At 61.1% G+C, this 21,177-nt stretch carries 20 protein-coding genes; 12 read left to right on the forward strand and 8 right to left on the reverse strand.

The genetic code is table 11. From position 1 onward, the window contains the following. Positions 1-97: 97 nt before the first annotated feature. Positions 98-754 (reverse strand): alpha/beta fold hydrolase, encoded by a 657-nt coding sequence (locus AC5QPF_RS05480; protein WP_494962351.1) that lies wholly within the window; start codon positions 752-754, stop codon positions 98-100. Between the two features lie 335 nt (positions 755-1,089). Here AC5QPF_RS05480 and AC5QPF_RS05485 point away from each other — a divergent pair, with 335 nt between their 5' ends. The 4 genes from AC5QPF_RS05485 (at position 1,090) to AC5QPF_RS05500 (ending at position 5,239) form a co-directional block, all read left to right on the forward strand. Next, positions 1,090-2,118, forward strand: a complete 1,029-nt coding sequence (locus AC5QPF_RS05485) for a transporter substrate-binding domain-containing protein (RefSeq protein ID WP_494962352.1) — start codon at positions 1,090-1,092, stop codon at positions 2,116-2,118. A gap of 67 nt (positions 2,119-2,185) precedes the next feature. Further along, on the forward strand, positions 2,186-3,355 hold the full coding sequence (locus tag AC5QPF_RS05490; protein ID WP_494962353.1) for an ABC transporter permease subunit: 1,170 nt from the start codon (positions 2,186-2,188) through the stop codon (positions 3,353-3,355). Between the two features lie 10 nt (positions 3,356-3,365). After that, entirely contained in the window at positions 3,366-4,463 is a 1,098-nt protein-coding gene (locus AC5QPF_RS05495) for an ABC transporter permease subunit (protein WP_494962354.1), read from the forward strand. Between the two features lie 11 nt (positions 4,464-4,474). Then, positions 4,475-5,239 (forward strand): amino acid ABC transporter ATP-binding protein, encoded by a 765-nt coding sequence (locus AC5QPF_RS05500; protein ID WP_316920010.1) that lies wholly within the window; start codon positions 4,475-4,477, stop codon positions 5,237-5,239. Positions 5,240-5,361: 122 nt separating this feature from the next. On the opposite strand, the gene algW is transcribed toward AC5QPF_RS05500, so the two are convergent. Continuing rightward, complete coding sequence (gene algW, locus AC5QPF_RS05505) at positions 5,362-6,522, reverse strand: Do family serine endopeptidase AlgW (protein ID WP_494962355.1); 1,161 nt, start codon at positions 6,520-6,522, stop codon at positions 5,362-5,364. A 242-nt stretch (positions 6,523-6,764) separates the two neighbouring features. Between algW and AC5QPF_RS05510 the strand changes: the two genes are divergently transcribed. The 3 genes from AC5QPF_RS05510 to cysN all read left to right on the forward strand — a co-directional run bounded on the left by AC5QPF_RS05510 (position 6,765) and on the right by cysN (position 10,497). Next, the gene (locus AC5QPF_RS05510) at positions 6,765-7,523 is read left to right on the forward strand and encodes a Nif3-like dinuclear metal center hexameric protein (protein ID WP_494962356.1); all 759 of its coding nucleotides are present in this window, start codon (positions 6,765-6,767) and stop codon (positions 7,521-7,523) included. A 139-nt stretch (positions 7,524-7,662) separates the two neighbouring features. Then, positions 7,663-8,580 carry a sulfate adenylyltransferase subunit CysD gene (gene cysD, locus AC5QPF_RS05515; RefSeq protein ID WP_494962357.1) on the forward strand — a complete coding sequence of 306 codons (918 nt, stop codon included), beginning with the start codon at positions 7,663-7,665 and terminating at the stop codon, positions 8,578-8,580. Between the two features lie 15 nt (positions 8,581-8,595). After that, positions 8,596-10,497 (forward strand): sulfate adenylyltransferase subunit CysN, encoded by a 1,902-nt coding sequence (cysN, locus tag AC5QPF_RS05520; RefSeq protein ID WP_494962358.1) that lies wholly within the window; start codon positions 8,596-8,598, stop codon positions 10,495-10,497. A 73-nt stretch (positions 10,498-10,570) separates the two neighbouring features. On the opposite strand, the gene AC5QPF_RS05525 is transcribed toward cysN, so the two are convergent. From AC5QPF_RS05525 to AC5QPF_RS05540, 4 genes are all read right to left on the reverse strand, one after another. Then, positions 10,571-10,834 carry a bacteriocin immunity protein gene (locus AC5QPF_RS05525; protein WP_494962359.1) on the reverse strand — a complete coding sequence of 88 codons (264 nt, stop codon included), beginning with the start codon at positions 10,832-10,834 and terminating at the stop codon, positions 10,571-10,573. Positions 10,835-10,999: 165 nt separating this feature from the next. Next, complete coding sequence (locus AC5QPF_RS05530; protein ID WP_494962360.1) at positions 11,000-11,263, reverse strand: bacteriocin immunity protein; 264 nt, start codon at positions 11,261-11,263, stop codon at positions 11,000-11,002. After that, positions 11,260-13,533 (reverse strand): pyocin-S2/colicin E7-DNase domain-containing protein, encoded by a 2,274-nt coding sequence (locus AC5QPF_RS05535; RefSeq protein ID WP_494962361.1) that lies wholly within the window; start codon positions 13,531-13,533, stop codon positions 11,260-11,262. Before AC5QPF_RS05535 ends, AC5QPF_RS05530 begins: the two co-directional genes overlap by 4 nt. Positions 13,534-13,647: 114 nt before the next feature. Next, positions 13,648-14,127 carry an Lrp/AsnC ligand binding domain-containing protein gene (locus AC5QPF_RS05540; protein ID WP_494964128.1) on the reverse strand — a complete coding sequence of 160 codons (480 nt, stop codon included), beginning with the start codon at positions 14,125-14,127 and terminating at the stop codon, positions 13,648-13,650. A 128-nt stretch (positions 14,128-14,255) separates the two neighbouring features. Between AC5QPF_RS05540 and AC5QPF_RS05545 the strand changes: the two genes are divergently transcribed. Continuing rightward, positions 14,256-15,452, forward strand: coding sequence for a methionine gamma-lyase (locus AC5QPF_RS05545; protein WP_494962362.1), 1,197 nt, complete (start codon positions 14,256-14,258; stop codon positions 15,450-15,452). A gap of 61 nt (positions 15,453-15,513) precedes the next feature. Here the strand turns inward: AC5QPF_RS05545 and AC5QPF_RS05550 are convergent, their stop codons facing one another. Beyond that, positions 15,514-15,948: a ZapG family protein gene (locus tag AC5QPF_RS05550; RefSeq protein WP_494962363.1), complete on the reverse strand. Its 435-nt coding sequence runs from the start codon at positions 15,946-15,948 to the stop codon at positions 15,514-15,516. Positions 15,949-16,089: 141 nt separating this feature from the next. Between AC5QPF_RS05550 and AC5QPF_RS05555 the strand changes: the two genes are divergently transcribed. The 3 genes from AC5QPF_RS05555 to zapE all read left to right on the forward strand — a co-directional run bounded on the left by AC5QPF_RS05555 (position 16,090) and on the right by zapE (position 19,275). Then, positions 16,090-16,725, forward strand: coding sequence for an alpha/beta fold hydrolase (locus AC5QPF_RS05555; protein ID WP_494962364.1), 636 nt, complete (start codon positions 16,090-16,092; stop codon positions 16,723-16,725). 24 nt (positions 16,726-16,749) lie between these two features. Next, the gene (locus tag AC5QPF_RS05560; RefSeq protein ID WP_494962365.1) at positions 16,750-18,099 is read left to right on the forward strand and encodes a tryptophan--tRNA ligase; all 1,350 of its coding nucleotides are present in this window, start codon (positions 16,750-16,752) and stop codon (positions 18,097-18,099) included. Positions 18,100-18,180: 81 nt separating this feature from the next. Then, positions 18,181-19,275 carry a cell division protein ZapE gene (gene zapE / locus AC5QPF_RS05565; protein WP_494962366.1) on the forward strand — a complete coding sequence of 365 codons (1,095 nt, stop codon included), beginning with the start codon at positions 18,181-18,183 and terminating at the stop codon, positions 19,273-19,275. 89 nt (positions 19,276-19,364) lie between these two features. On the opposite strand, the gene AC5QPF_RS05570 is transcribed toward zapE, so the two are convergent. After that, on the reverse strand, positions 19,365-20,261 hold the full coding sequence (locus AC5QPF_RS05570; RefSeq protein ID WP_458980269.1) for a GlxA family transcriptional regulator: 897 nt from the start codon (positions 20,259-20,261) through the stop codon (positions 19,365-19,367). A gap of 473 nt (positions 20,262-20,734) precedes the next feature. Here AC5QPF_RS05570 and rplM point away from each other — a divergent pair, with 473 nt between their 5' ends. Further along, on the forward strand, positions 20,735-21,163 hold the full coding sequence (gene rplM / locus AC5QPF_RS05575) for a 50S ribosomal protein L13 (RefSeq protein WP_009404632.1): 429 nt from the start codon (positions 20,735-20,737) through the stop codon (positions 21,161-21,163). The last annotated feature ends 14 nt before the right edge of the window (positions 21,164-21,177 follow it).

Below are 21,177 nucleotides of genomic sequence, written 5' to 3' on the forward strand. Positions count from 1 at the left end.
TCTCGTCAATTGGTTAAGGAATGTACGCCGGGCAGTGTAATGCAAGATCCGGGCTCGGCGTAGTGGATTGATCCGACAGCTACAAGGAATGCGACATTCAGCGCAGACGCTGGAGCAGCCAGGCACCGATATCGCTGATTTCCTCCGGCAGTACCTCGTGCTCCATCGGGTATTCCTGCCAGGCGACGCTGACACCCCAGTGCTTGAGGTGCTCGTAGGCGGTGCGGCCCATGGCCGGCAGCACCACCGGGTCGTACTGGCCGTGCAGGCACAGCGCCGGAATGCGCTGCTGGCTGGCGGTGAGTTGGGTGTCGTCCTTGAAGGTCGGGGCGTAGGTGGACAGGGCCAGCACGCCGCCAAGGGCGCCTTGCCACTTTATATAGGCCGTGTGCAGCACCACCGCGCCACCTTGGGAGAATCCGGCGAGGACGATGCGATTGGGGTCGATGCCGAGGGTGCGCTGTTCCTCGATCAGGGCGATGACCTGGGCGGCGGACTCCTCCAACTGCGCTTCATCGATGGCCCGGGCCGGGCTCATGGCCTTGATGTCGTACCAACTGGGCATTTCATAACCACCGTTGATCGTCACCGCGCGAGTCGGCGCCTGGGGCATTACGAAACGGGTGGAGAGCAAGTGTTCCTGCAGTGCCTCGGCCACCGGCATGAAGTCATAGCGGTCGGCGCCCAGGCCGTGCAACCAGATGACACAGGCGTCGGCGTTCTTCTGTGGTTCGAGAATCAAGGGTTTGGTCATGACTGCTCCGAATTAGTGCACGCGTTTTCACTGGGGTGCATGAAAAAATGGCATGAAGTGATCACAGGTAAAAAATGATGTCGCATTGCTATAAGTTTGCGTGTTGTAACTGACTGAAACGCTTTAGCGAAACGATCTGGTACGCGCTTTGCAATTCCACCTGATACGTGAGGGCGGTAGCAACGCGCGGTAACACCCCTCATGGGAAACCAAGGCTGTCACAGAACAGCGAATTGCGCCAATTGACCCAATAACAAGCCGAAAAGGGTCGGATGCGCCTCATAAGGGTGCGGTGCAAGCCGGCTCAACACAATAAGAGCGAACTGGAGGTTTTAATGAAGATGTTGAAGACCACCCTGGCAGTCATGACGGCTGCCGCAGCACTGGGCGTGAGCGCCATGGCCCAGGCGGGTGCGACCCTGGATGCAGTGCAGAAGAAGGGTTTCGTACAGTGTGGCGTCAGTGACGGTCTGCCGGGCTTCTCGGTACCGGACGCCAAGGGCACCATCGTCGGGATCGACGCTGACGTCTGCCGCGCTGTCGCGGCTGCCGTGTTCGGTGACGCCACCAAGGTCAAGTTCAGCCAGCTGAACGCCAAGGAGCGCTTCACCGCGCTGCAGTCCGGTGAAGTCGACGTGCTGTCGCGCAACACCACCTGGACCAGCTCGCGCGACGCCGGCATGGGCCTGGTGTTCGCCGGTGTCACTTACTACGACGGCATCGGCTTCCTGGTGAACAAGAAGCTCGGCGTTTCCAGCGCCAAGGAACTGGACGGTGCAACCATCTGCATCCAGGCCGGTACCACTACCGAGCTGAACGTCTCCGACTACTTCCGTGCCAACGGCCTGAAATACACCCCGATCACCTTCGACACTTCCGACGAAAGCGCCAAGTCGCTGGAATCCGGTCGTTGCGACGTGCTGACCTCGGACAAGTCGCAGCTCTACGCACAACGCTCCAAGCTGGCTTCGCCGACCGACTATGTCGTGCTGCCGGAAACCATCTCCAAGGAGCCGCTGGGCCCGGTGGTGCGTAAAGGCGACGAAGAGTGGTTCTCCATCGTGCGCTGGACCCTGTTCGCCATGCTCAACGCCGAAGAGGCCGGCATCACCTCGAAGAACGTCGAGGCCGAAGCCAAGTCGACCAAGAACCCCGACGTCGCGCGCATGCTCGGTGCCGATGGCGAGTACGGCAAGGACCTGAAGCTGCCGAAGGACTGGGTGGTACAGATCGTCAAGCAGGTGGGTAACTACGGCGAAGTGTTCGAGAAGAACCTTGGCAAGAGTACTCCGCTGCAGATCGACCGCGGTCTGAACGCCCTGTGGAACAACGGCGGCATCCAGTACGCGCCTCCGGTGCGCTGATTGGGCCGGCCCGCGGTGACACCGATGTCATCGCGGGCCGTATCGTTCCTTCTTTTCGGGGCCTTTCATGCACAATCCACCCAGGGGCTTGTCCCTTAGCGACCCACGTGTTCGCGCCTGGCTGTTCCAGATCCTCACGATAGTCTTCGTGGTCGGTCTGGGCTGGTACCTGTTCCACAACACCCAGACCAACCTGCAACACCGGGGTATCACCTCGGGCTTCGACTTTCTCGAGCGCAGCGCCGGCTTTGGTATCGCCCAGCATCTGATTCCCTACGTCGAATCCGATTCCTATGCCCGGGTCTTCGTCATCGGTCTGCTCAATACGCTGCTGGTGACCTTCATCGGCATCATCCTGGCGACCCTGCTCGGCTTCATCATCGGCGTGGCGCGGCTGTCACCGAACTGGATGATCAACAAGCTGGCCACGGTGTACGTCGAGACCTTCCGTAATATCCCGCCGCTGCTGCAGATCCTGTTCTGGTACTTCGCGGTGTTCCTGACCCTGCCGGGACCGCGGGGCAGTATCAACATCAACGACACCTTCTTCATCAGCAACCGTGGCCTGAACATGCCCGGTGCCTCGCTGGCCGACGGATTCTGGCCGTTCGCGATCGCCGTGCTGCTGGCGATCGTCGCTGTGGTGGCGATGGTGCGCTGGGCCAATCGCCGTTTCGAGGCGACCGGCGAGCCGTTCCACAAGTTCTGGGCTGCCATCGGCCTGCTGCTGGTGATCCCGGGCCTGAGCGTGCTGCTGTTCGGCAATCCGCTGAGCTGGGAATTGCCGCAATTGAAAGGATTCAACTTCGCTGGCGGCTGGGTACTGATCCCCGAACTGCTGGCGCTGACCCTGGCGCTCACGATCTACACGGCGGCGTTCATCGCCGAGATCGTCCGCTCGGGCATTCGCTCGGTCAGCCATGGCCAGACCGAAGCCGCACGTTCCTTAGGGCTGCGCGAAGGTCCGACCTTGCGCAAGGTGATCATTCCCCAGGCCCTGCGGGTGATCATTCCGCCGCTGACCAGCCAGTACCTGAACCTGGCGAAGAACTCGTCGCTGGCGGCGGGCATCGGCTATCCGGAAATGGTCTCGCTGTTCGCCGGCACCGTGCTCAACCAGACCGGACAGGCCATCGAGGTGATTGCCATCACCATGAGCGTGTACCTGGCCATCAGCATCAGCATTTCCCTGCTGATGAACTGGTACAACAAGCGCATCGCGCTGATCGAGCGGTAAGGAGACGCGCATGACTACCCATGTTTTCAAACCTGACATGCCGCCACCGGTGAAGACCGTCGGTGTTGCGGCCTGGCTGCGGGCCAACCTGTTCTCCAGCTGGCTCAATACCCTGCTGACCCTGTTCGCCCTCTACCTGGTCTGGCTGATCGTGCCGCCGTTGCTGCAGTGGTCGATCTTCGACGCTAACTGGGTCGGCACCACCCGTGCCGATTGCACCAAGGAAGGTGCCTGCTGGGTGTTCATCCAGCAGCGTTTCGGCCAGTTCATGTATGGCTACTATCCCACCGAGCTGCGCTGGCGCGTCGATCTGACCGTATGGCTGGCCGTGATTGGCGCAGCGCCACTGTTCATCTCGCGCTTCCCGCGCAAGGCGATCTACGGCCTTTGCTTCCTCGTCGCCTACCCGATCATCGCCTACACCCTGCTGCACGGCGGCCACCTGGGCCTTGCCACGGTGCCGACCAGCCAGTGGGGTGGCCTGATGCTGACCCTGGTGATCGCCACCGTAGGCATCGTTGGTGCACTGCCTTTGGGTATTCTGCTTGCCCTGGGCCGGCGTTCGAAGATGCCGGCGGTGAAGGTGGTCTGCGTGACCTTCATCGAGTTCTGGCGCGGGGTGCCGTTGATCACCGTGCTGTTCATGTCTTCGGTGATGCTGCCGTTGTTCCTGCCTGAAGGCATGAGCTTCGACAAACTGCTGCGGGCAATGATCGGGGTGATCCTGTTCCAGTCGGCGTACATCGCCGAAGTGGTGCGCGGTGGCCTGCAGGCCATTCCCAAGGGCCAGTACGAAGCTGCCGCGGCCATGGGCCTGGGCTACTGGCGTTCGATGGGTCTGGTGATCCTGCCGCAAGCCCTGAAGCTGGTGATTCCCGGCATCGTCAACACCTTCATTGCCCTGTTCAAGGACACTAGCCTGGTGATCATCATCGGCCTGTTCGACCTGCTCAACAGCGTCAAGCAGGCGGCCGCCGACCCCAACTGGCTGGGCATGGCGACCGAGGGCTACGTGTTCGCGGCCCTGGTGTTCTGGATTTTCTGTTTCGGTATGTCCCGCTACTCCATGCACCTGGAGCGCAAGCTGGACACAGGCCACAAGCGTTAGGAGTGTTTCGAATGAGTGAAGCGATCAAGCAGCCTGTCGGCCCTGAAGGCATTATCCAGATGCAGGGCGTGAACAAGTGGTACGGCCAGTTCCACGTGCTCAAGGACATCAACCTGAATGTGCGCCAGGGCGAGCGCATCGTGCTGTGCGGGCCGTCCGGCTCGGGCAAGTCCACGACCATCCGTTGCCTCAACCGTCTGGAAGAGCACCAGCAGGGGCGCATCGTGGTGGATGGCGTGGAACTGACCAACGACCTCAAGCAGATCGAGGCGATCCGCCGCGAGGTGGGTATGGTGTTCCAGCACTTCAACCTGTTCCCGCACCTGACCATCCTGCAGAACTGCACCCTGGCACCGATGTGGGTACGCAAGATGCCCAAGCGCAAGGCCGAGGAAATCGCCATGCACTACCTGGAGCGCGTGCGTATTCCGGAGCAGGCGCACAAGTTCCCGGGGCAGTTGTCCGGTGGTCAGCAGCAGCGGGTGGCGATTGCCCGGGCGCTGTGCATGAAGCCGAAGATCATGCTGTTCGACGAACCGACCTCGGCGCTGGACCCGGAAATGGTGAAGGAGGTGCTGGACACCATGGTCAGCCTGGCGGAAGACGGCATGACCATGCTCTGCGTGACCCACGAGATGGGTTTTGCCCGCACCGTGGCGAACCGGGTGATCTTCATGGACAAGGGGGAGATCGTCGAGCAGGCCGCTCCGGATGATTTCTTCGACCGGCCGCAGAATGAGCGGACCAAGTTGTTCCTGAGTCAGATCCTGCATTGATGTAGTCAGGGCCGCCTCATCGCGGGCAACGCCCGCTTCCACAAGGATCGCGTTCACCGCCAAACCTTGTGGGAGCGGGCGTTGCCCGCGATGAGGCCATCATCAGCAACCGCGCTCGCGGATCAGTTCTCTTCTTCCTGCACCGCCGGCGCCGGTGGCGGCCGCAAGCCCACCTCGGCCATCAGCTTCAACTGCTTGCCATTGCGCATCACTTCGATTGCCACCTTCTCGCTCGGCTTGATCCGCGCCACCTGGTTCATCGACCGTCGCCCGTCACCCGCCGGCTCGCCGTTGATGCTCAGGATCACGTCACCCAGCTGCAGCCCGGCCCGTTGCGCCGGCCCATCGCGGAAGATTCCCGCCACGACGATCCCCGGACGCCCCTGCATGCCAAACGACTCGGCCAGTTCCTGGCTCAGCGGCTGCACTTCGATACCCAGCCAGCCACGAATCACCTGGCCATGTTCGATGATCGACTTCATCACCTCCAGCGCCAGCTTGGTCGGGATCGCGAAGCCAATGCCCTGCGAACCGCCGGACTTGGAGAAGATCGCCGTGTTGATCCCGGTCAGGTTGCCGTTGGCATCCACCAGCGCGCCGCCGGAGTTGCCCGGGTTGATCGCCGCGTCGGTCTGGATGAAGTCCTCGTAGTTGTTCAGGCCCAGCTGGTTGCGCCCGGTGGCGCTGATGATGCCCATGGTCACGGTCTGACCCACGCCGAACGGGTTGCCGATGGCCAGGGCGACGTCGCCGATGCGGATATTGTCGGAACGGCCAATGGTGATCGCCGGCAGGTTCTTGAGGTCGATCTTCAGCACCGCCAGGTCGGTTTCCGGGTCGCTGCCGATGACCCGGGCCAGGGTCTCGCGTCCGTCCTTGAGCGCCACCACGATCTGGTCGGCACCGGCGGTCACGTGGTTGTTGGTCAGCAGGTAGCCTTCCGGGCTCATGATCACCGCCGAGCCCAGGCTCGACTCCCAGCGCCGCTGCTTGGGCAGGTTGTCGCCGAAGAAACGGCGGAACTGCGGATCTTCGAAGAGTGGATGGGCGGCCTTGTTGACCACCTTGGTGGTGTACAGGTTGGCCACCGCCGGCGCCGCGTGGATGACCGCGTCGGCATAGGACACCGGGCCCTGGACCACGCTGCTGGTCTGTGGCGCCTGTTGCAGGTTGACGTCCTGGCTGGGCAGGCCGACCCACTCGGGGAAACGCTGGATGACCAGCAACGCGATCAGCACACCGGTGAACAGTGGCCAGCCGATAAAACGCAAAGCCTTGAACATTGAATGAATCCTGGGGGAATTGGCCCGAGCCGGTGATGCCATGGGGAGGTGGTGATGAAGCGCGCGATCATACTGCGACAACCCCTGTGCAGGAACCGCTAAATCACGCCATTGGTGACCGCGTTCGCCGAATGCCCCCAGGTAGCTGCCGCCGGTTTCCCCAAAACAGTCGACGGCCCATAATGATGGCCATTATACGGGGCCTTGCGCCGTGCTGAACTGCTGAATTGAGGAGTCTTTCCATGGCTGTTGCCCTGTCCACCCTGGTCGAGGAAGCCGACCGTTACCTTGGTAGCGCGAAAATCCAGGACTACTGCCCCAACGGGCTGCAGGTCGAAGGCCGCCCGCAGGTAACTCGTATCGTCAGCGGTGTCACCGCCAGCCAGGCGCTGCTGGATGCCGCGGTCGAGGCTGGAGCCGACCTGGTGCTGGTACACCATGGTTATTTCTGGAAGGGCGAGAACCCATGCATCACCGGGATGAAGCAGCGCCGCCTGAAGACCCTGCTCAAGCACGACATCAGCCTGCTGGCCTACCACCTGCCGCTGGACCTGCACGCGGAAGTCGGCAACAACGTGCAACTGGCGCGGCAACTGGACATCACCGTCGAAGGCCCGCTGGACCCTGAAAATCCGCGGGTGGTGGGCCTGGTCGGTTCACTGGCCGAGCCGGTGTCGGCACGGGATTTCGCCCGTCGGGTCAATGAGGTGATGGGCCGCGAACCGCTGCTGGTGGAAGGCGAGACGGTCATTCGTCGGGTCGGCTGGTGCACCGGGGGTGGCCAGGGCTACATCGACCAGGCGATCGCCGCTGGCGTCGACCTGTTCATCAGCGGCGAAGCTTCCGAGCAGACCTACCATAGCGCACGGGAGAACGGCGTCAGTTTCATCGCTGCCGGCCACCACGCCACCGAGCGTTACGGCGTGCAGGCGCTGGGTGATTACCTGGCTCGCCGCTTCGCCCTGGAACACCTGTTCATCGATTGCCCGAACCCGGTTTGAGCCCAAACGCCCGGGCATATCCATAGATTGTTTCGTTCTAGCCGGCCGCCTAAATAGAAGCGGGTGCTGTGATAGAGTGATCCGCTCGAACACGGCCCGTCTGGCCGTCCATAAAGATCGTTTTTCCCCGTGAGTAGCCATGGTCGACAAGCTGACGCATTTGAAACAGTTGGAGGCGGAAAGCATCCACATCATTCGTGAGGTGGCCGCCGAGTTCGATAACCCGGTGATGCTGTACTCGATTGGCAAGGACTCGGCCGTGATGCTGCATCTGGCACGCAAGGCCTTCTTCCCTGGCAAGCTGCCGTTTCCCGTGATGCATGTCGACACCCAGTGGAAATTCCAGGAGATGTACCGCTTCCGCGACAAGATGGTCGAGGAAATGGGCCTGGAGCTGATCACCCACGTCAACCCGGAAGGCGTTGCGCAGGGCATCAACCCGTTCACCCACGGCAGCTCCAAGCACACCGACATCATGAAGACCCAGGGCCTCAAGCAGGCGCTGGACAAGCACGGCTTTGACGCCGCCTTCGGTGGCGCGCGCCGCGACGAAGAGAAGTCGCGGGCCAAGGAACGTGTCTACTCGTTCCGTGACAGCAAGCACCGCTGGGACCCGAAGAACCAGCGTCCGGAGCTGTGGAACATCTACAACGGCAAGGTCAACAAGGGCGAGTCGATCCGCGTCTTCCCGCTGTCGAACTGGACCGAGCTGGACATCTGGCAGTACATCTACCTCGAAGGCATCCCGATCGTGCCGCTGTACTTCGCCGCCGAGCGTGAAGTCATCGAGAAGAACGGCACCCTGATCATGATCGACGACGAGCGCATCCTCGAACACCTCAGCGAGGAAGAGAAGGCCAGCATCGTCAAGAAGAAGGTGCGTTTCCGTACCCTCGGCTGCTACCCGTTGACGGGTGCCGTCGAGTCGGAGGCCGAGACCCTGACGGACATCATCCAGGAAATGCTCCTGACCCGGACGTCCGAACGCCAGGGCCGCGTCATCGACCACGATGGCGCAGGCTCGATGGAAGACAAAAAACGTCAAGGCTACTTCTAATTTCAGGGTTACTCCATGTCGCACCAATCCGAATTGATCAGCGAAGACATCCTCGCTTATCTGGCTCAACACGAGCGTAAAGAACTGCTGCGTTTCCTGACCTGCGGCAACGTCGACGATGGCAAGAGCACCCTGATCGGGCGCCTGCTGCACGACTCGAAGATGATCTACGAGGACCACCTCGAGGCCATCACCCGTGATTCGAAGAAAGTCGGCACCACCGGCGAGGAAGTCGACCTGGCGCTGCTGGTCGACGGCCTGCAGGCCGAGCGTGAACAGGGCATCACCATCGATGTCGCCTACCGCTACTTCTCCACCGCCAAGCGCAAGTTCATCATCGCCGACACCCCGGGCCACGAGCAGTACACCCGCAACATGGCCACCGGTGCGTCCACCTGCGACCTGGCGATCATCCTCGTCGACGCCCGCTACGGCGTGCAGACCCAGACCCGCCGGCACAGCTACATCGCCTCGTTGCTGGGCATCAAGCACATCGTCGTCGCCATCAACAAGATGGACCTGAAGAACTTCGACGAGCAGGTCTTCGAGTCGATCAAGGCCGACTACCTGCAGTTCGCCGAGGGCATCAACCTCAAGCCGAGCAGCCTGCACTTCGTGCCGATGTCGGCGCTCAAGGGCGACAACGTGGTCAACCGCAGCGAGCGTTCGCCGTGGTACACAGGCCCTGCGCTGATGGAAATCCTCGAGACCGTCGAAGTCGCTGCCGACCGCAACTTCACCGACCTGCGTTTCCCGGTGCAGTACGTCAACCGTCCAAACCTGAACTTCCGCGGCTTCGCCGGCACCATCGCCAGCGGCCTGGTCCACAAGGGTGACGAGATCGTCGTCCTGCCGTCGGGCAAGAGCAGCCGGGTCAAGTCCATCGTCACCTACGAAGGCGAGCTGGAAAACGCCGGTCCTGGCCAGGCCGTGACCCTGACCATGGAAGACGAGATCGACATCTCCCGTGGCGACCTGCTGGTCCACGCCGACAACGTACCGCCGGTGACCGACCAGTTCGACGCCATGCTGGTATGGATGTCCGAAGAGCCGATGCTGCCGGGCAAGAAATACGACATCAAGCGCGCCACCAGCTACGTGCCGGGCTCGATTGCCAGCATTACCCACAAGGTCGATGTGAACACCCTGGAGCAGGGCGCTGCCAGCGCGCTGCAACTGAACGAGATCGGCCGGGTGAAAGTCGCCCTGGACGCCTCGATCGCCCTGGACGGTTACGACAGCAACCGCACCACCGGCGCCTTCATCGTCATCGACCGCCTGACCAACGGCACCGTCGGCGCCGGCATGATCATCGCCCCGCCAGTCCTGCCGCACGGCAGCACCGGCCAGCATGGCAAGCAGGCTCACGTGTCCACCGAGGAGCGTGCCCTGCGCTTCGGCCAGAAGCCGGCCACCGTGCTGTTCAGCGGCCTGTCCGGCGCTGGCAAGAGCACCCTGGCTTATGCCGTCGAGCGCAAGCTGTTCGACATGGGCCGTGCGGTCTACGTCCTCGACGGCCAGAACCTGCGCCATGACCTGAACAAGGGCCTGCCGCAGGACCGCGCCGGTCGCACCGAGAACTGGCGTCGTGCCGCCCACGTGGCGCGCCAGTTCAACGAAGCCGGCATGCTGACCCTGGCCGCCTTCGTCGCCCCGGATGCCGAAGGCCGCGAACAGGCCAAGGCGCTGATCGGCAAGGACCGTCTGGTCACCGTCTACGTCCAGGCTTCTCCGCTGGCCTGCCGCGAGCGTGACCCGCAGGGCTTGTACGCCGCGGGCGGCGACAACATCCCGGGCGAAAGCTTCCCGTTCGATGTGCCGCTGGACGCCGACCTGGTCATCGACACCCAGACCACCAACGTGGAAGAGGGTGTGAAGCAGGTGCTGGATGTACTGAGGCAGCGTGGCGCGATCTAAGCGTCAAGGCTGAAGTGAAAGAACCCGCGATGGTGGAAGCCATCGCGGGTTTTTTATTGGCTGGAGGGCAGGGTTATTCGGGTTTGAATCCGGGTTTGTCGTTTGCTGCGCACCATTCCCTGATGATTTTTACTATGTTTTCCGGTGTGTCGAGCCCTTCTGCTTCAGGGTAGTAGATCAGAGCGGCTCCGGCAGGGTGTGGGCATATTCGGTGGAATTTCAAGGTAAGTTCATTTCTTTGTTTTTCGCTTTTCATATTTTTGAAGTCAGTGACTTGGTTGATGAAGTCAATGAATTCGTGCTCGGTATAGTCCGCTGTCTCTTCCTGATGCTTCACTTTGAAATTCCACAAAAACCTGAATGTACTGTCTACGGCGTGCGGGATTGATTCGAACTGGACAGTGGGCGCGGCCCGGATTTTGTGGGAGCGGGTTTACCCGCGATTGCGGCAGTTAGCTCACCAGAATGATCTCGGATAAACGCGCCCATAACTCCTTGATCTCTACTCAGACTTGAACCCCGGTTTGCCATTGGCCGCACGCCATTCCTTGATAGTCCTTATGACGTATTCTGGCGTATCAAGTCCATCTTCCTCTGGCCAATAAATCAGGTCCGATCCGGCTGGATGTTCAGTGATTTGATTGAAGAGATAGATCCGTTTTTCATGATCCCTCTCGCTAAGACCGTCTTCGGGATCCATTACGGATTGGAGGAATTCAAAAAACTCCTTTTCTGTGAAATCACTGAATTTGCTCTTCCGCTTCATGGTTTATCTCCGTAGTGGATGTGGTGATGGCTGGAAGGAGTAACTACCCTGATGTTGTCCAGATCATAAACGCCACCCCCTTCGGAGATCGGTATGACGTGATGAAGGACAAATTTAACATGCGATTTATGATGGGTCTCTTTTAGAGCACCAGGTGCATGCCCGTGTAGCTTCATTAACTTGAGATTTCTGGTGCTGAATTGCTGTGATAGCTGCTCGTCGTTAGCGACCGCTTTCCAGAATACCTCCCTGAAGTCGTCGAAGGTTTTGAATTCCTTTCCCCTGAACTGATCAGCAATATGAGATGGAATAGCGGATCCGCTGCCTCGTGTTGCCTCTCCCAGCCAGATGCCCTCTATTGGCTGGCCTTTACCTGTCACTACGCCCGGCATAAACCGTCGGCTTTTGAACATCACCAGTATCGGCGCCATCCCGGAATCTGCCGGGAAGGTCACGATGATGCGGTCCTGGTCGATCAGATCGAGAGCGGGATAGCTTTCGACCTGAGCCTCGACGGGGGTAAGGCTGGCACCTTCGTAAACGGCAGCTTCTGGACGGTGTTCGGGCAGGTGTGTCGATGTGGGGCCGCCACCAGGTGCTACAACGGGCGTCCAGGTCAGAATCCTTTCTGGATTCTTCAGTGCAACGCTGTACACCTGCTGCTGTGCGTCGAACTGCGCCGCCACGACCGAAACCTTGCCTGCGGCGGGCGCATTGGTCGTCGACACGATGGCCAGGGCGGTTTGTGCATCGCTTTCCAGTGCGACTGGAACGTAGGGCAGTTGTACGCTTGTGCCGGCAGTCGTGAGATCGAGGCCTTCCGGTGGTGAAAGGTCGGCGAGGGGAATCGACACGATGGTCTGTGGCGGGATCTTCTCCTTGGGCCACAGAATGACGAGCGCACCCACGACCAGGGTGGCGAGTAATGCCGGCGGGCTGGCAAGGGTGGCGACCCGCAGCGCCGGTATGGCGACACGAATGGCGGTTTGCAGGGCTCCATAGGCCGCCGGGCCGAGGGTAAACGAGCCCCCGCCCATCGGTGCCATAAATGGCAACGTAGTGGCGCTCGCCAGGGAGGAGTAGGTAACTCCGGTTCGCCGCTGGGCCTCAGCGCGAAGGGCTGCGTCCTGTTCCTGCTGTTCTATCAGCCGGCGAGCAGCCTCCACTGCATTTGCCTGTTCCAGTTGCTGATTGAATTGTTCTGCGCGGCGTTGCAAGGCGCTGAATGCGGTCAATGTGTTTTGCAGGTGCCGGGCATATTCGCCATGCAGCAATGCGAGGTGATGGTCCTTCCAGCGCGGGCCGATGATGCCGCTCTGCTGCCCTTCAACGAGACTGGCCAGTGCCTCGAGTTCGGTCCGGGTCAGCGGCGCAGTGATGTTCGGGTTGACGCGTGAAAACGGCCTGATGGAGGCGTTCTGGTTGTTGATCAGGTTTTGCAGAACGGTCTGGTAGTTCTTCAGGGCTTCGACCGAAGCCATGCCCTGAATGTGTTCGCTCCACTTGATGACTTCCGCCTGGAGGGCGGATGGCAATGCGTGAAAGTGAGCCTGTTGCTCGTTCCGGATGCGTTGGGCCTTTTCGGCCAACGCTGCCGCTTTTGCCTGGTAATCGAGTGGGGTCAGGTCCTCTTGCTGATCGACGGCGTTCGCCGTGGCTGTGAGTTGGGTAAGAGCAGCGCTCAGGGTTCGATCGATGATTCGTGATTCATGAGTGGCGCCATAAGCCTTCATGAAGTCCTGGAAGAAGGTGTCGAGCGACCCCTTTTTAACCGCTTCCTGTGCAGACAGGGCGAGAAAGAAGGAGGGCTTGTAAAGCGGGCTGGTTCCCCAGAACGCATAGGCCACATTGGCCTGTTGGATGTATTCGGCCTGCTTGTCGGCCACGAACTTCAGAAGCGCCTGATGTTCCAGCTTCGAGCGCTGCAAAGCGTCATTTGCTGTCTTCGACAGTTGCTGCTTCGCATCGTTGATCTGGGTCTGGATGGTGGTGTCGAGGGAGGAATAGCGTGGTGCGTATTCGGCATCCACGATGGCACTGAACCCGGCGTGCTCCTCCATGATCACGGTATTGAAACCGGGTATTCCTTCTCCCCTGAACCGGCCTGTACCGCCTTCGCCGCGTCGGGGTCCCTGATTGAGGCCCCATCCTCCGGAACCCCGGCCTCCTCCGCCTGCCCCCGGTCTTGCGGTGGGGGTGGTGTCCGGGTACGCCTCGATGAGCAGGCCTTCGGTCAGGTAATAGGTGCCGTCCTGGTGTTGCTGTGCCATTCCTTTCGCTCCTTCGAAAATGGAATGGCGATGCTCGTTCAGCTCGGCAGGTGGAATCTGTCCGGCACGTGTGTCGTTATTGTGGGCAAGTTCCGAGTTGCTTCCCGGAGGTTTCTAGATGTGCTTCTCCGACACCGGAATCACCCGCTTCTCCTTCACTGCCTTGTACGAAAAGCTCGAATAGATCTCCTTCACCCCCGGCAACGACTGCAAGGTTTCCCGGGCGAATTCGCCGAACGATTCCAGATCACGGGCCAGAACTTCGAGAAGAAAGTCGTAACGTCCTGAAATATTGTGGCAGGCAACAATCTCCGGAATCTCCATCAGTCGCTGCTCGAAGGCCCGGGCCATCTCCTTGGTGTGGGAGTCCATCATGATGCTGACGAAGGCTGTCACGCCGAAGCCCAGGGCCTTTGGCGAGAGAATCGCCTGGTAGCCGGTGATGTAGCCGCTTTCCTCCAGCAGCTTGACCCGCCGCCAGCAGGGCGAGGTGGTCAGGGCGACGCTGTCGGCCAGTTCCGAAATGGTCAGTCGCGCATTGTCCTGCAGGGCACCGAGGAGGGCGCGGTCGGTGCGGTCGATGGCGTTGGGCAGGATTTGCCCCGCCTTTTGCGGATCGTGGAATTTCATGCCCGGAAAGCCCCGAAGTGGTGGTCATATTTGGAAAAATATTAGTTCATCACTGGCATAAGCTTATGGCAATCCAACAAGAGGGCACTGCCATGAGCGGCTCCAGCAAGACCCAGGGATTTGCCACCCGCGCCATTCACCATGGCTACGACCCGCAGGCCCACGGAGGGGCACTGGTGCCGCCGGTCTACCAGACGGCCACGTTCGCCTTTCCCACCGTCGAGTACGGCGCAGCCTGTTTTGCCGGCGAAGAAGCCGGGCATTTCTACAGCCGTATCTCCAATCCCACCCTGGCCTTGCTGGAAAGCCGCATGGCGTCGCTGGAAGGCGGCGAGGCGGCTCTGGCCCTCGCCTCGGGCATGGGGGCCATCACTGCCACGCTGTGGACGCTGCTGCGTCCGGGTGACGAGGTGCTGCTGGGCAGCACGCTGTACGGTTGCACCTTCGCTTTCCTGCACCACGGCATCGGCGAGTTTGGGGTCAAGCTGAAGCATGTCGACATGGCCGATCTCAAGGCCGTCGAAGCGGCGATCACCCCTGCGACACGGATGATCTACTTCGAATCCCCGGCCAATCCCAACATGCACCTGGCGGATATTGCCGGGGTGGCGAAGATCGCCCGTCGGCACGGCGCCACGCTGGTGGTAGACAACACCTATTGCACCCCGTACCTGCAACGTCCGCTGGAGCTCGGTGCGGATCTGGTGTTGCATTCGGCGACCAAGTACCTCAGTGGGCACGGCGATATCACTGCCGGGTTGGTGATCGGTGACAAGGCGCTGGTGGATCGCATTCGCCTGGAGGGTCTCAAGGACATGACCGGCGCGGTGCTCTCGCCCCACGATGCGTCGCTGCTGATGCGCGGCCTGAAGACCCTGAACCTGCGCATGGAGCGGCACTGTGCCAATGCCCAGGCGCTGGCGGAGTTCCTCGGGAAGCAGGCGGAAGTGGAGGTGCTGCATTACCCGGGCCTGCCATCTTTCCCGCAGCACGCGCTGGCGAAGAAACAGATGAGCTTGCCGGGCGGTATGCTGGCCTTCGAATTGAAAGGTGGGATTACTGCGGGGCGTCGTTTCATGAATGCGCTGCAGTTGTTCTCGCGGGCTGTGAGCCTGGGGGATGCCGAATCCCTGGCGCAGCATCCGGCGAGCATGACTCATTCCAGCTATACACCGGAAGAGCGGGCGCAGTACGGGATTTCCGAAGGACTGGTGCGGTTGTCGGTGGGACTGGAGGATTTCGATGACCTGGTGGCTGATGTCCGCCAGGCACTGAGACGGTGTGCTTGAGTTGTAGACGGGAGCCAATGAAAAGGGGCGCCATCGAGGCGCCCCTTTTCGTTTCAGCGAATCAGCGTTTCAGGCCGTAGCTCTCATCGAGCATGCCCGGGCTGTTCGGTGCCTTCGGCGCATAATCACGCGGCACTTCGGTGTCCCGTGGCGGGGTCAGGCGATCACGCGGGCCTTGCGCCGCGTCGGAGTGCAGCGCGGCCAGCAGGCGCTGGCGGGTCAGGTCGTCCAGGGCCAGACGGTTGGCGCCGTCGGCCAGGTGATCCTGCACTTCCTGATAGCTTTGCGTGAGCTTCTTGACCAGAGCCGCAGTGCTGTTGAAGTGGGTCACCACTTCATTCTGGTAGCTGTCGAAGCGTTCCTGGATATCGTCCAGCTGCCGCTGGGTGCTGCTCGGCGCGGCGTTGGGCAGGAGGCGGGCAACCAGGAAACCAACGACGACACCCACTGCCAGGGCCAGGGTCGGCAACAACCAAACTAAGAGCGAGAGTTCCACGAGTCCTTCCTCTATAAACGGCTTTGCTTTACGTTAACGGCTCGGACCTGCGCTGTATACCGCGACGCATCGCAAATATCTCAGAACAGAATCATTCAGCTAGACGAGTCGACCCTTGCCGGGGTCACGGAGTTTAATGCCTTGCTTACCCGCGAAATTCCCGTACTCATCGACGGCCCGGTCGGCCAACTGGAATCCCTCTACCAGGAAGTGCCCGACGCCCATGGTGTGGTGCTGATCTGCCACCCCAACCCGGTACAGGGCGGGACCATGCTCAACAAGGTGGTATCGACCCTGCAGCGCACCGCGCGGGATGCCGGCCTGATCACCCTGCGCTTCAACTACCGCGGCGTCGGCGCCAGTGCCGGCAGCCACGACATGGGCACCGGCGAGGTGGATGACGCCCAGGCGGCTGCGGCCTGGCTGCGCAGCAAGCACCCGGAACTGCCCCTGACCCTGCTCGGTTTTTCCTTCGGCGGCTTCGTCGCCGCCGCGCTCGGCGGTCGCCTGGAGGGACAGGGCGTAACGCTTAAGCATCTGTTCATGGTGGCCCCCGCCGTCATGCGCCTGACCGCTGGTGAGGCCGCGCCGGCCAATGTCCCGTTGACCATCGTCCAGCCCGACGCCGACGAGGTGATCGAGCCGCAAGTCGTCTACGACTGGTCCGCCGCACTGCCGCGCCCCCATGAGCTGCTGAAAGTGGCAGAATGCGGACACTTTTTTCATGGCAAGCTGACCGACCTCAAGGATCTGGTACTGCCGCGTCTTTCGAACTGAGCCAAGCCTGATAAGCGACCAACCATGACTACGCGCATCCTCACCGGCATCACCACCACCGGCACCCCGCACCTGGGCAACTACGCCGGTGCCATCCGCCCGGCGATCCTCGCCAGCCGCCAGCCCGGTGCCGACTCCTTCTATTTCCTGGCCGACTACCACGCCCTGATCAAGTGCGACGACCCGCAGCGCATCCAGCGCTCGCGCCTGGAAATCGCCGCGACCTGGCTGGCCGGTGGCCTGGATTGGGAAAAGGTGACCTTCTACCGCCAGTCCGACATCCCCGAGATCCCCGAGCTGACCTGGCTGCTCACCTGCGTCAGCGCCAAGGGCCTGCTCAACCGCGCCCACGCCTACAAGGCCTCGGTGGACAAGAACCTGGAAAACGGCGAGGACCCGGATGCCGGCGTGACCATGGGCCTGTACAGCTACCCGGTGCTGATGGCCGCGGACATCCTGATGTTCAACGCGCACAAGGTGCCGGTCGGCCGTGACCAGATCCAGCACGTGGAAATGGCCCGCGACATCGGCCAGCGTTTCAACCACCTGTTCGGCAACGGCAAGGACTTCTTCGTCCTGCCGGAAGTGGTGATCGAGGAAAGCGTGGCGACCCTGCCGGGTCTCGACGGACGCAAGATGTCCAAGAGCTACGACAACACCATCCCGCTGTTCAGCAGCGCCAAGGAGATGAAGGACGCGATCTCACGCATCGTCACCGACTCCCGCGCGCCGGGCGAGGCCAAGGATCCGGACAACTCGCACCTGTTCACCCTGTACCAGGCCTTCTCCACCCCCGAGCAGTCCGCGGCGTTCCGCGACGAGTTGGTGCAGGGCCTGGGCTGGGGCGAGGCGAAGCAGAAGCTGTTCCAGCTGCTGGACGGCCAGTTGAGCGAGTCCCGCGACCATTATCAGCAATTGATCACCCGTCCGGCGGACCTGGAAGACATCCTCCTGGCCGGCGCACAGAAAGCCCGCAAGGTGGCCACGCCGTTCCTCGAACAACTGCGCGAAGCGGTTGGCCTGCGCTCCTTCCGCTCCATCGCCCAGGGCCCGGCCGAAGTGAAGAAAAAGGCCGCGAAAGCCGCGCGCTTCGTCAGCTTCCGTGAAGAAGACGGCAGCTTCCGCTTCCGCCTGCTGGGTGCCGACGGTGAGCAACTGCTGCTGTCGCGCAACTTCGCCGACGGCAAGGCGGCTGGCGCCGTGACCAAGCAACTGCAGCAGGGCGATGAACTCGACGTACGCGCCGAAGGCCTGGGCTTCAGCCTGTGGCTGGATGGTGAGGCCGTTGCCGAAGGCCCGCAGTTCGCTGACGGCGCCGCGCGCGACGCGGCGATCGATGCCCTGCGTGCCGCCCTGGCACCTCAACAGGACTGACGGCTTATCGGAAGTCTGATTGCCATTACCCGGGGCCGTCGCTACAGTGACGGCCCGCTTTTGTTGCCTTGCTAACGAATTATGACGCCCTTAGAACGATATCAAGCAGATCTGAAACGTCCCGACTTCTTCCATGACGCGGCGCAGGAAACGGCGGTGCGCCATTTGCAGCGCCTGTACGACGATCTGATCGCGGCGCAGAACAGCAAGCCGGGCATGTTCGGCAAGCTGTTCGGCAAGAAGGAGCAGGCGCCGGTCAAGGGTCTGTATTTCTGGGGTGGGGTAGGCCGGGGCAAGACCTACCTGGTCGATACCTTCTTCGAAGCGCTGCCGTTCAAGGAAAAGTCCCGTACTCACTTCCACCGCTTCATGAAGCGTGTGCACGAGGAAATGAAAGGGCTCAAGGGCGAGAAGAACCCGCTGACCATCATTGCCAAGCGTTTCTCCGAAGAGTCGCGGGTGATCTGCTTCGATGAATTCTTCGTGTCCGACATCACCGATGCCATGATTCTTGGCACCCTGATGGAAGAGCTGTTCAAGAACGGCGTGACCCTGGTGGCGACCTCCAACATTGTTCCCGACGGCCTGTACAAGGATGGCCTGCAGCGGGCGCGCTTCCTCCCGGCCATTGCCCTGATCAAGCAGAACACCGAGATCGTCAACGTCGACAGTGGCGTTGACTATCGCCTGCGGCATCTGGAGCAGGCCGAGCTGTTCCACTTCCCGCTCAACGAGGCAGCCCACGAAAGCCTGCGCAAAAGCTTCCGTGCACTGACCCCGGAATGCACCCAGGCCGTGGAAAACGATGTGCTGATCATCGAGAACCGCGAGATCCGCGCGCTGCGCACTTGCGACGACGTGGCCTGGTTCGATTTCCGCGAACTGTGCGACGGCCCGCGCAGCCAGAACGACTACATCGAACTGGGCAAGATCTTCCATGCCGTGTTGTTGAGTGGTGTGGAGCAGATGGGCGTGGCCACCGATGACATCGCGCGGCGCTTCATCAACATGGTCGACGAGTTCTACGATCGCAACGTCAAGCTGATCATCTCGGCCGAGGTCGAGCTCAAGGACCTGTACACCGGGGGGCGCCTGACCTTCGAGTTCGCCCGGACCCTGAGCCGCTTGCTGGAGATGCAGTCCCACGAGTTCCTGGCGCGGGCGCACAAGCCCTGACAGCAGCTACAAGCTTCAAGCAACAAGCCGCAAGATTGGAGCACGAACTGCTCCTTTCTTGCGGCTTGTTGCTTATGGCTTGAAGCTGCTCAAGCCTCCTGCATGAACTGCTGCCGATACTGGTTCGGCGACAACGCAGTGTGTTGTCTGAACAGCCGTGCGAAGAAGCTTGCATCGTCGTAGCCCACTTCGTAGCTGATGGTCTTGATGCTCTTGCGCGTCCCCGAGAGCAGTCCCTTCGCCGTCTCGATCCGCAGCCTCTGCAGGTAATGCAGCGGTTTGTCGCCCGTGGCGCTCTGGAAACGGCGCATGAAGTTGCGGATGCTCATGCCATGGTTGCGCGCGACGTCCTCGAAGCGGAACTTGTCGGCAAAGTGCTCCTCCAGCCAGTGCTGGATCTGCAGGATGATCACATCCTGATGCAGCTTCTGTCCGCCGAAGCCCATGCGCCCCGGGGTGTAGTTGCGCTGTACTTCATAAAGGATGTCGCGGGCCACTGCCTGGGCGACATTGGCCCCGCAGAAACGCTCGATCAGGTAGATGTACAGGTCGCAGGCCGAGGTGGTGCCGGCGGCGCAGAACAGGTTGTCGGCGTCGGTGAGGTGCTTGTCCTGATTCAGGTTGACCTTGGGGAAGCGCTCGGCGAACTGGTTGAAGAAGCGCCAGTAGGTGGTCGCTTCCTTGCCATCGAGCAGTCCGGCCTCGGCCAGCCAGAACACGCCGCTGGCCTCGCCGCAGAGCACGGCGCCACGGGCATGCTGTTCGCGTAGCCAGGGCAAAACCTGGGGGTAGCGCTGGCACAGCGCGGAGAAATCATCCCAGAACGCCGGCAGGACGATCACATCGGCCTCTTCCAGGCCGCTGTCGACCGGAACCAGAACGTCGCTGAAGCTGCGCACCGGCTCGCCGTCGGGGCTGACCAGGCGGGTTTCGAACATCGGTTGCAGGCTCAGGCCCAGTTGCTTGGCGTAGCGCAGGCTGGCCAGGTGGAAGAAATCCTTGGCCTGCATGAGGGTCGAAGCGAACACCTTGTCGATGGCAAGGATGCTGACGCGCCGCAGGGGCACGTTGGGTTGGGTAAACATCATGTTCATTATTCTTATAGGGGAGAGTGGTCAATCACCGGCTGGATCGTCTTATTTTTTGGCGATTGTGTCCAGTATCCCGTCCACGACCGGTACCAGAGCCGTGCCGCGGGTCACGTCGGGGCCGTTCACGGGAAAAGATCCGGAAAATCAGCTTGATATTTTCGCCACAACCCGGATAATCCGCCGTCTCTTTCTACGGTGGAAGTGATGCCCCGCCGCTGAAAAAGAACCCCTGCCGAGTATTGGACGCGCTGACCCGAGCCCCCGAAAGCGTTCGTATCCGGCTGCCTTTGACCTTGTCAAAGTAAGCACTATTCAGTAAGATTCGCCGTCTAATTTTCGCTGGGCGGCCTCTGAGGCTTAATTAAAGTATGAAAACTTTTACTGCTAAACCGGAAACAGTAAAACGCGACTGGTTCGTCGTTGACGCTGCTGGTCAGACCCTGGGTCGTCTGGCCACTGAAATCGCGAGCCGTCTGCGTGGCAAGCACAAGCCAGAATACACCCCTCACGTTGACACCGGCGACTACATCGTCGTTATCAACGCCGAGCAGGTACGTGTCACTGGTGCCAAGACTTCGGACAAAATGTACTACTCCCACTCCGGCTTCCCGGGCGGTATCAAGGAAATCAACTTCGAGAAGCTGATCGCCAAGGCCCCAGAGCGCGTGATCGAGACCGCGGTCAAAGGCATGCTGCCGAAGAACCCGCTGGGTCGCGACATGTACCGTAAGCTGAAAGTCTATGCGGGCGCTACTCACCCTCATACTGCTCAGCAGCCCCAAGAACTGAAGATTTAACGGAATAGTTCATT

It is taken from the genome of Pseudomonas sp. Con_6 (assembly GCF_059379395.1).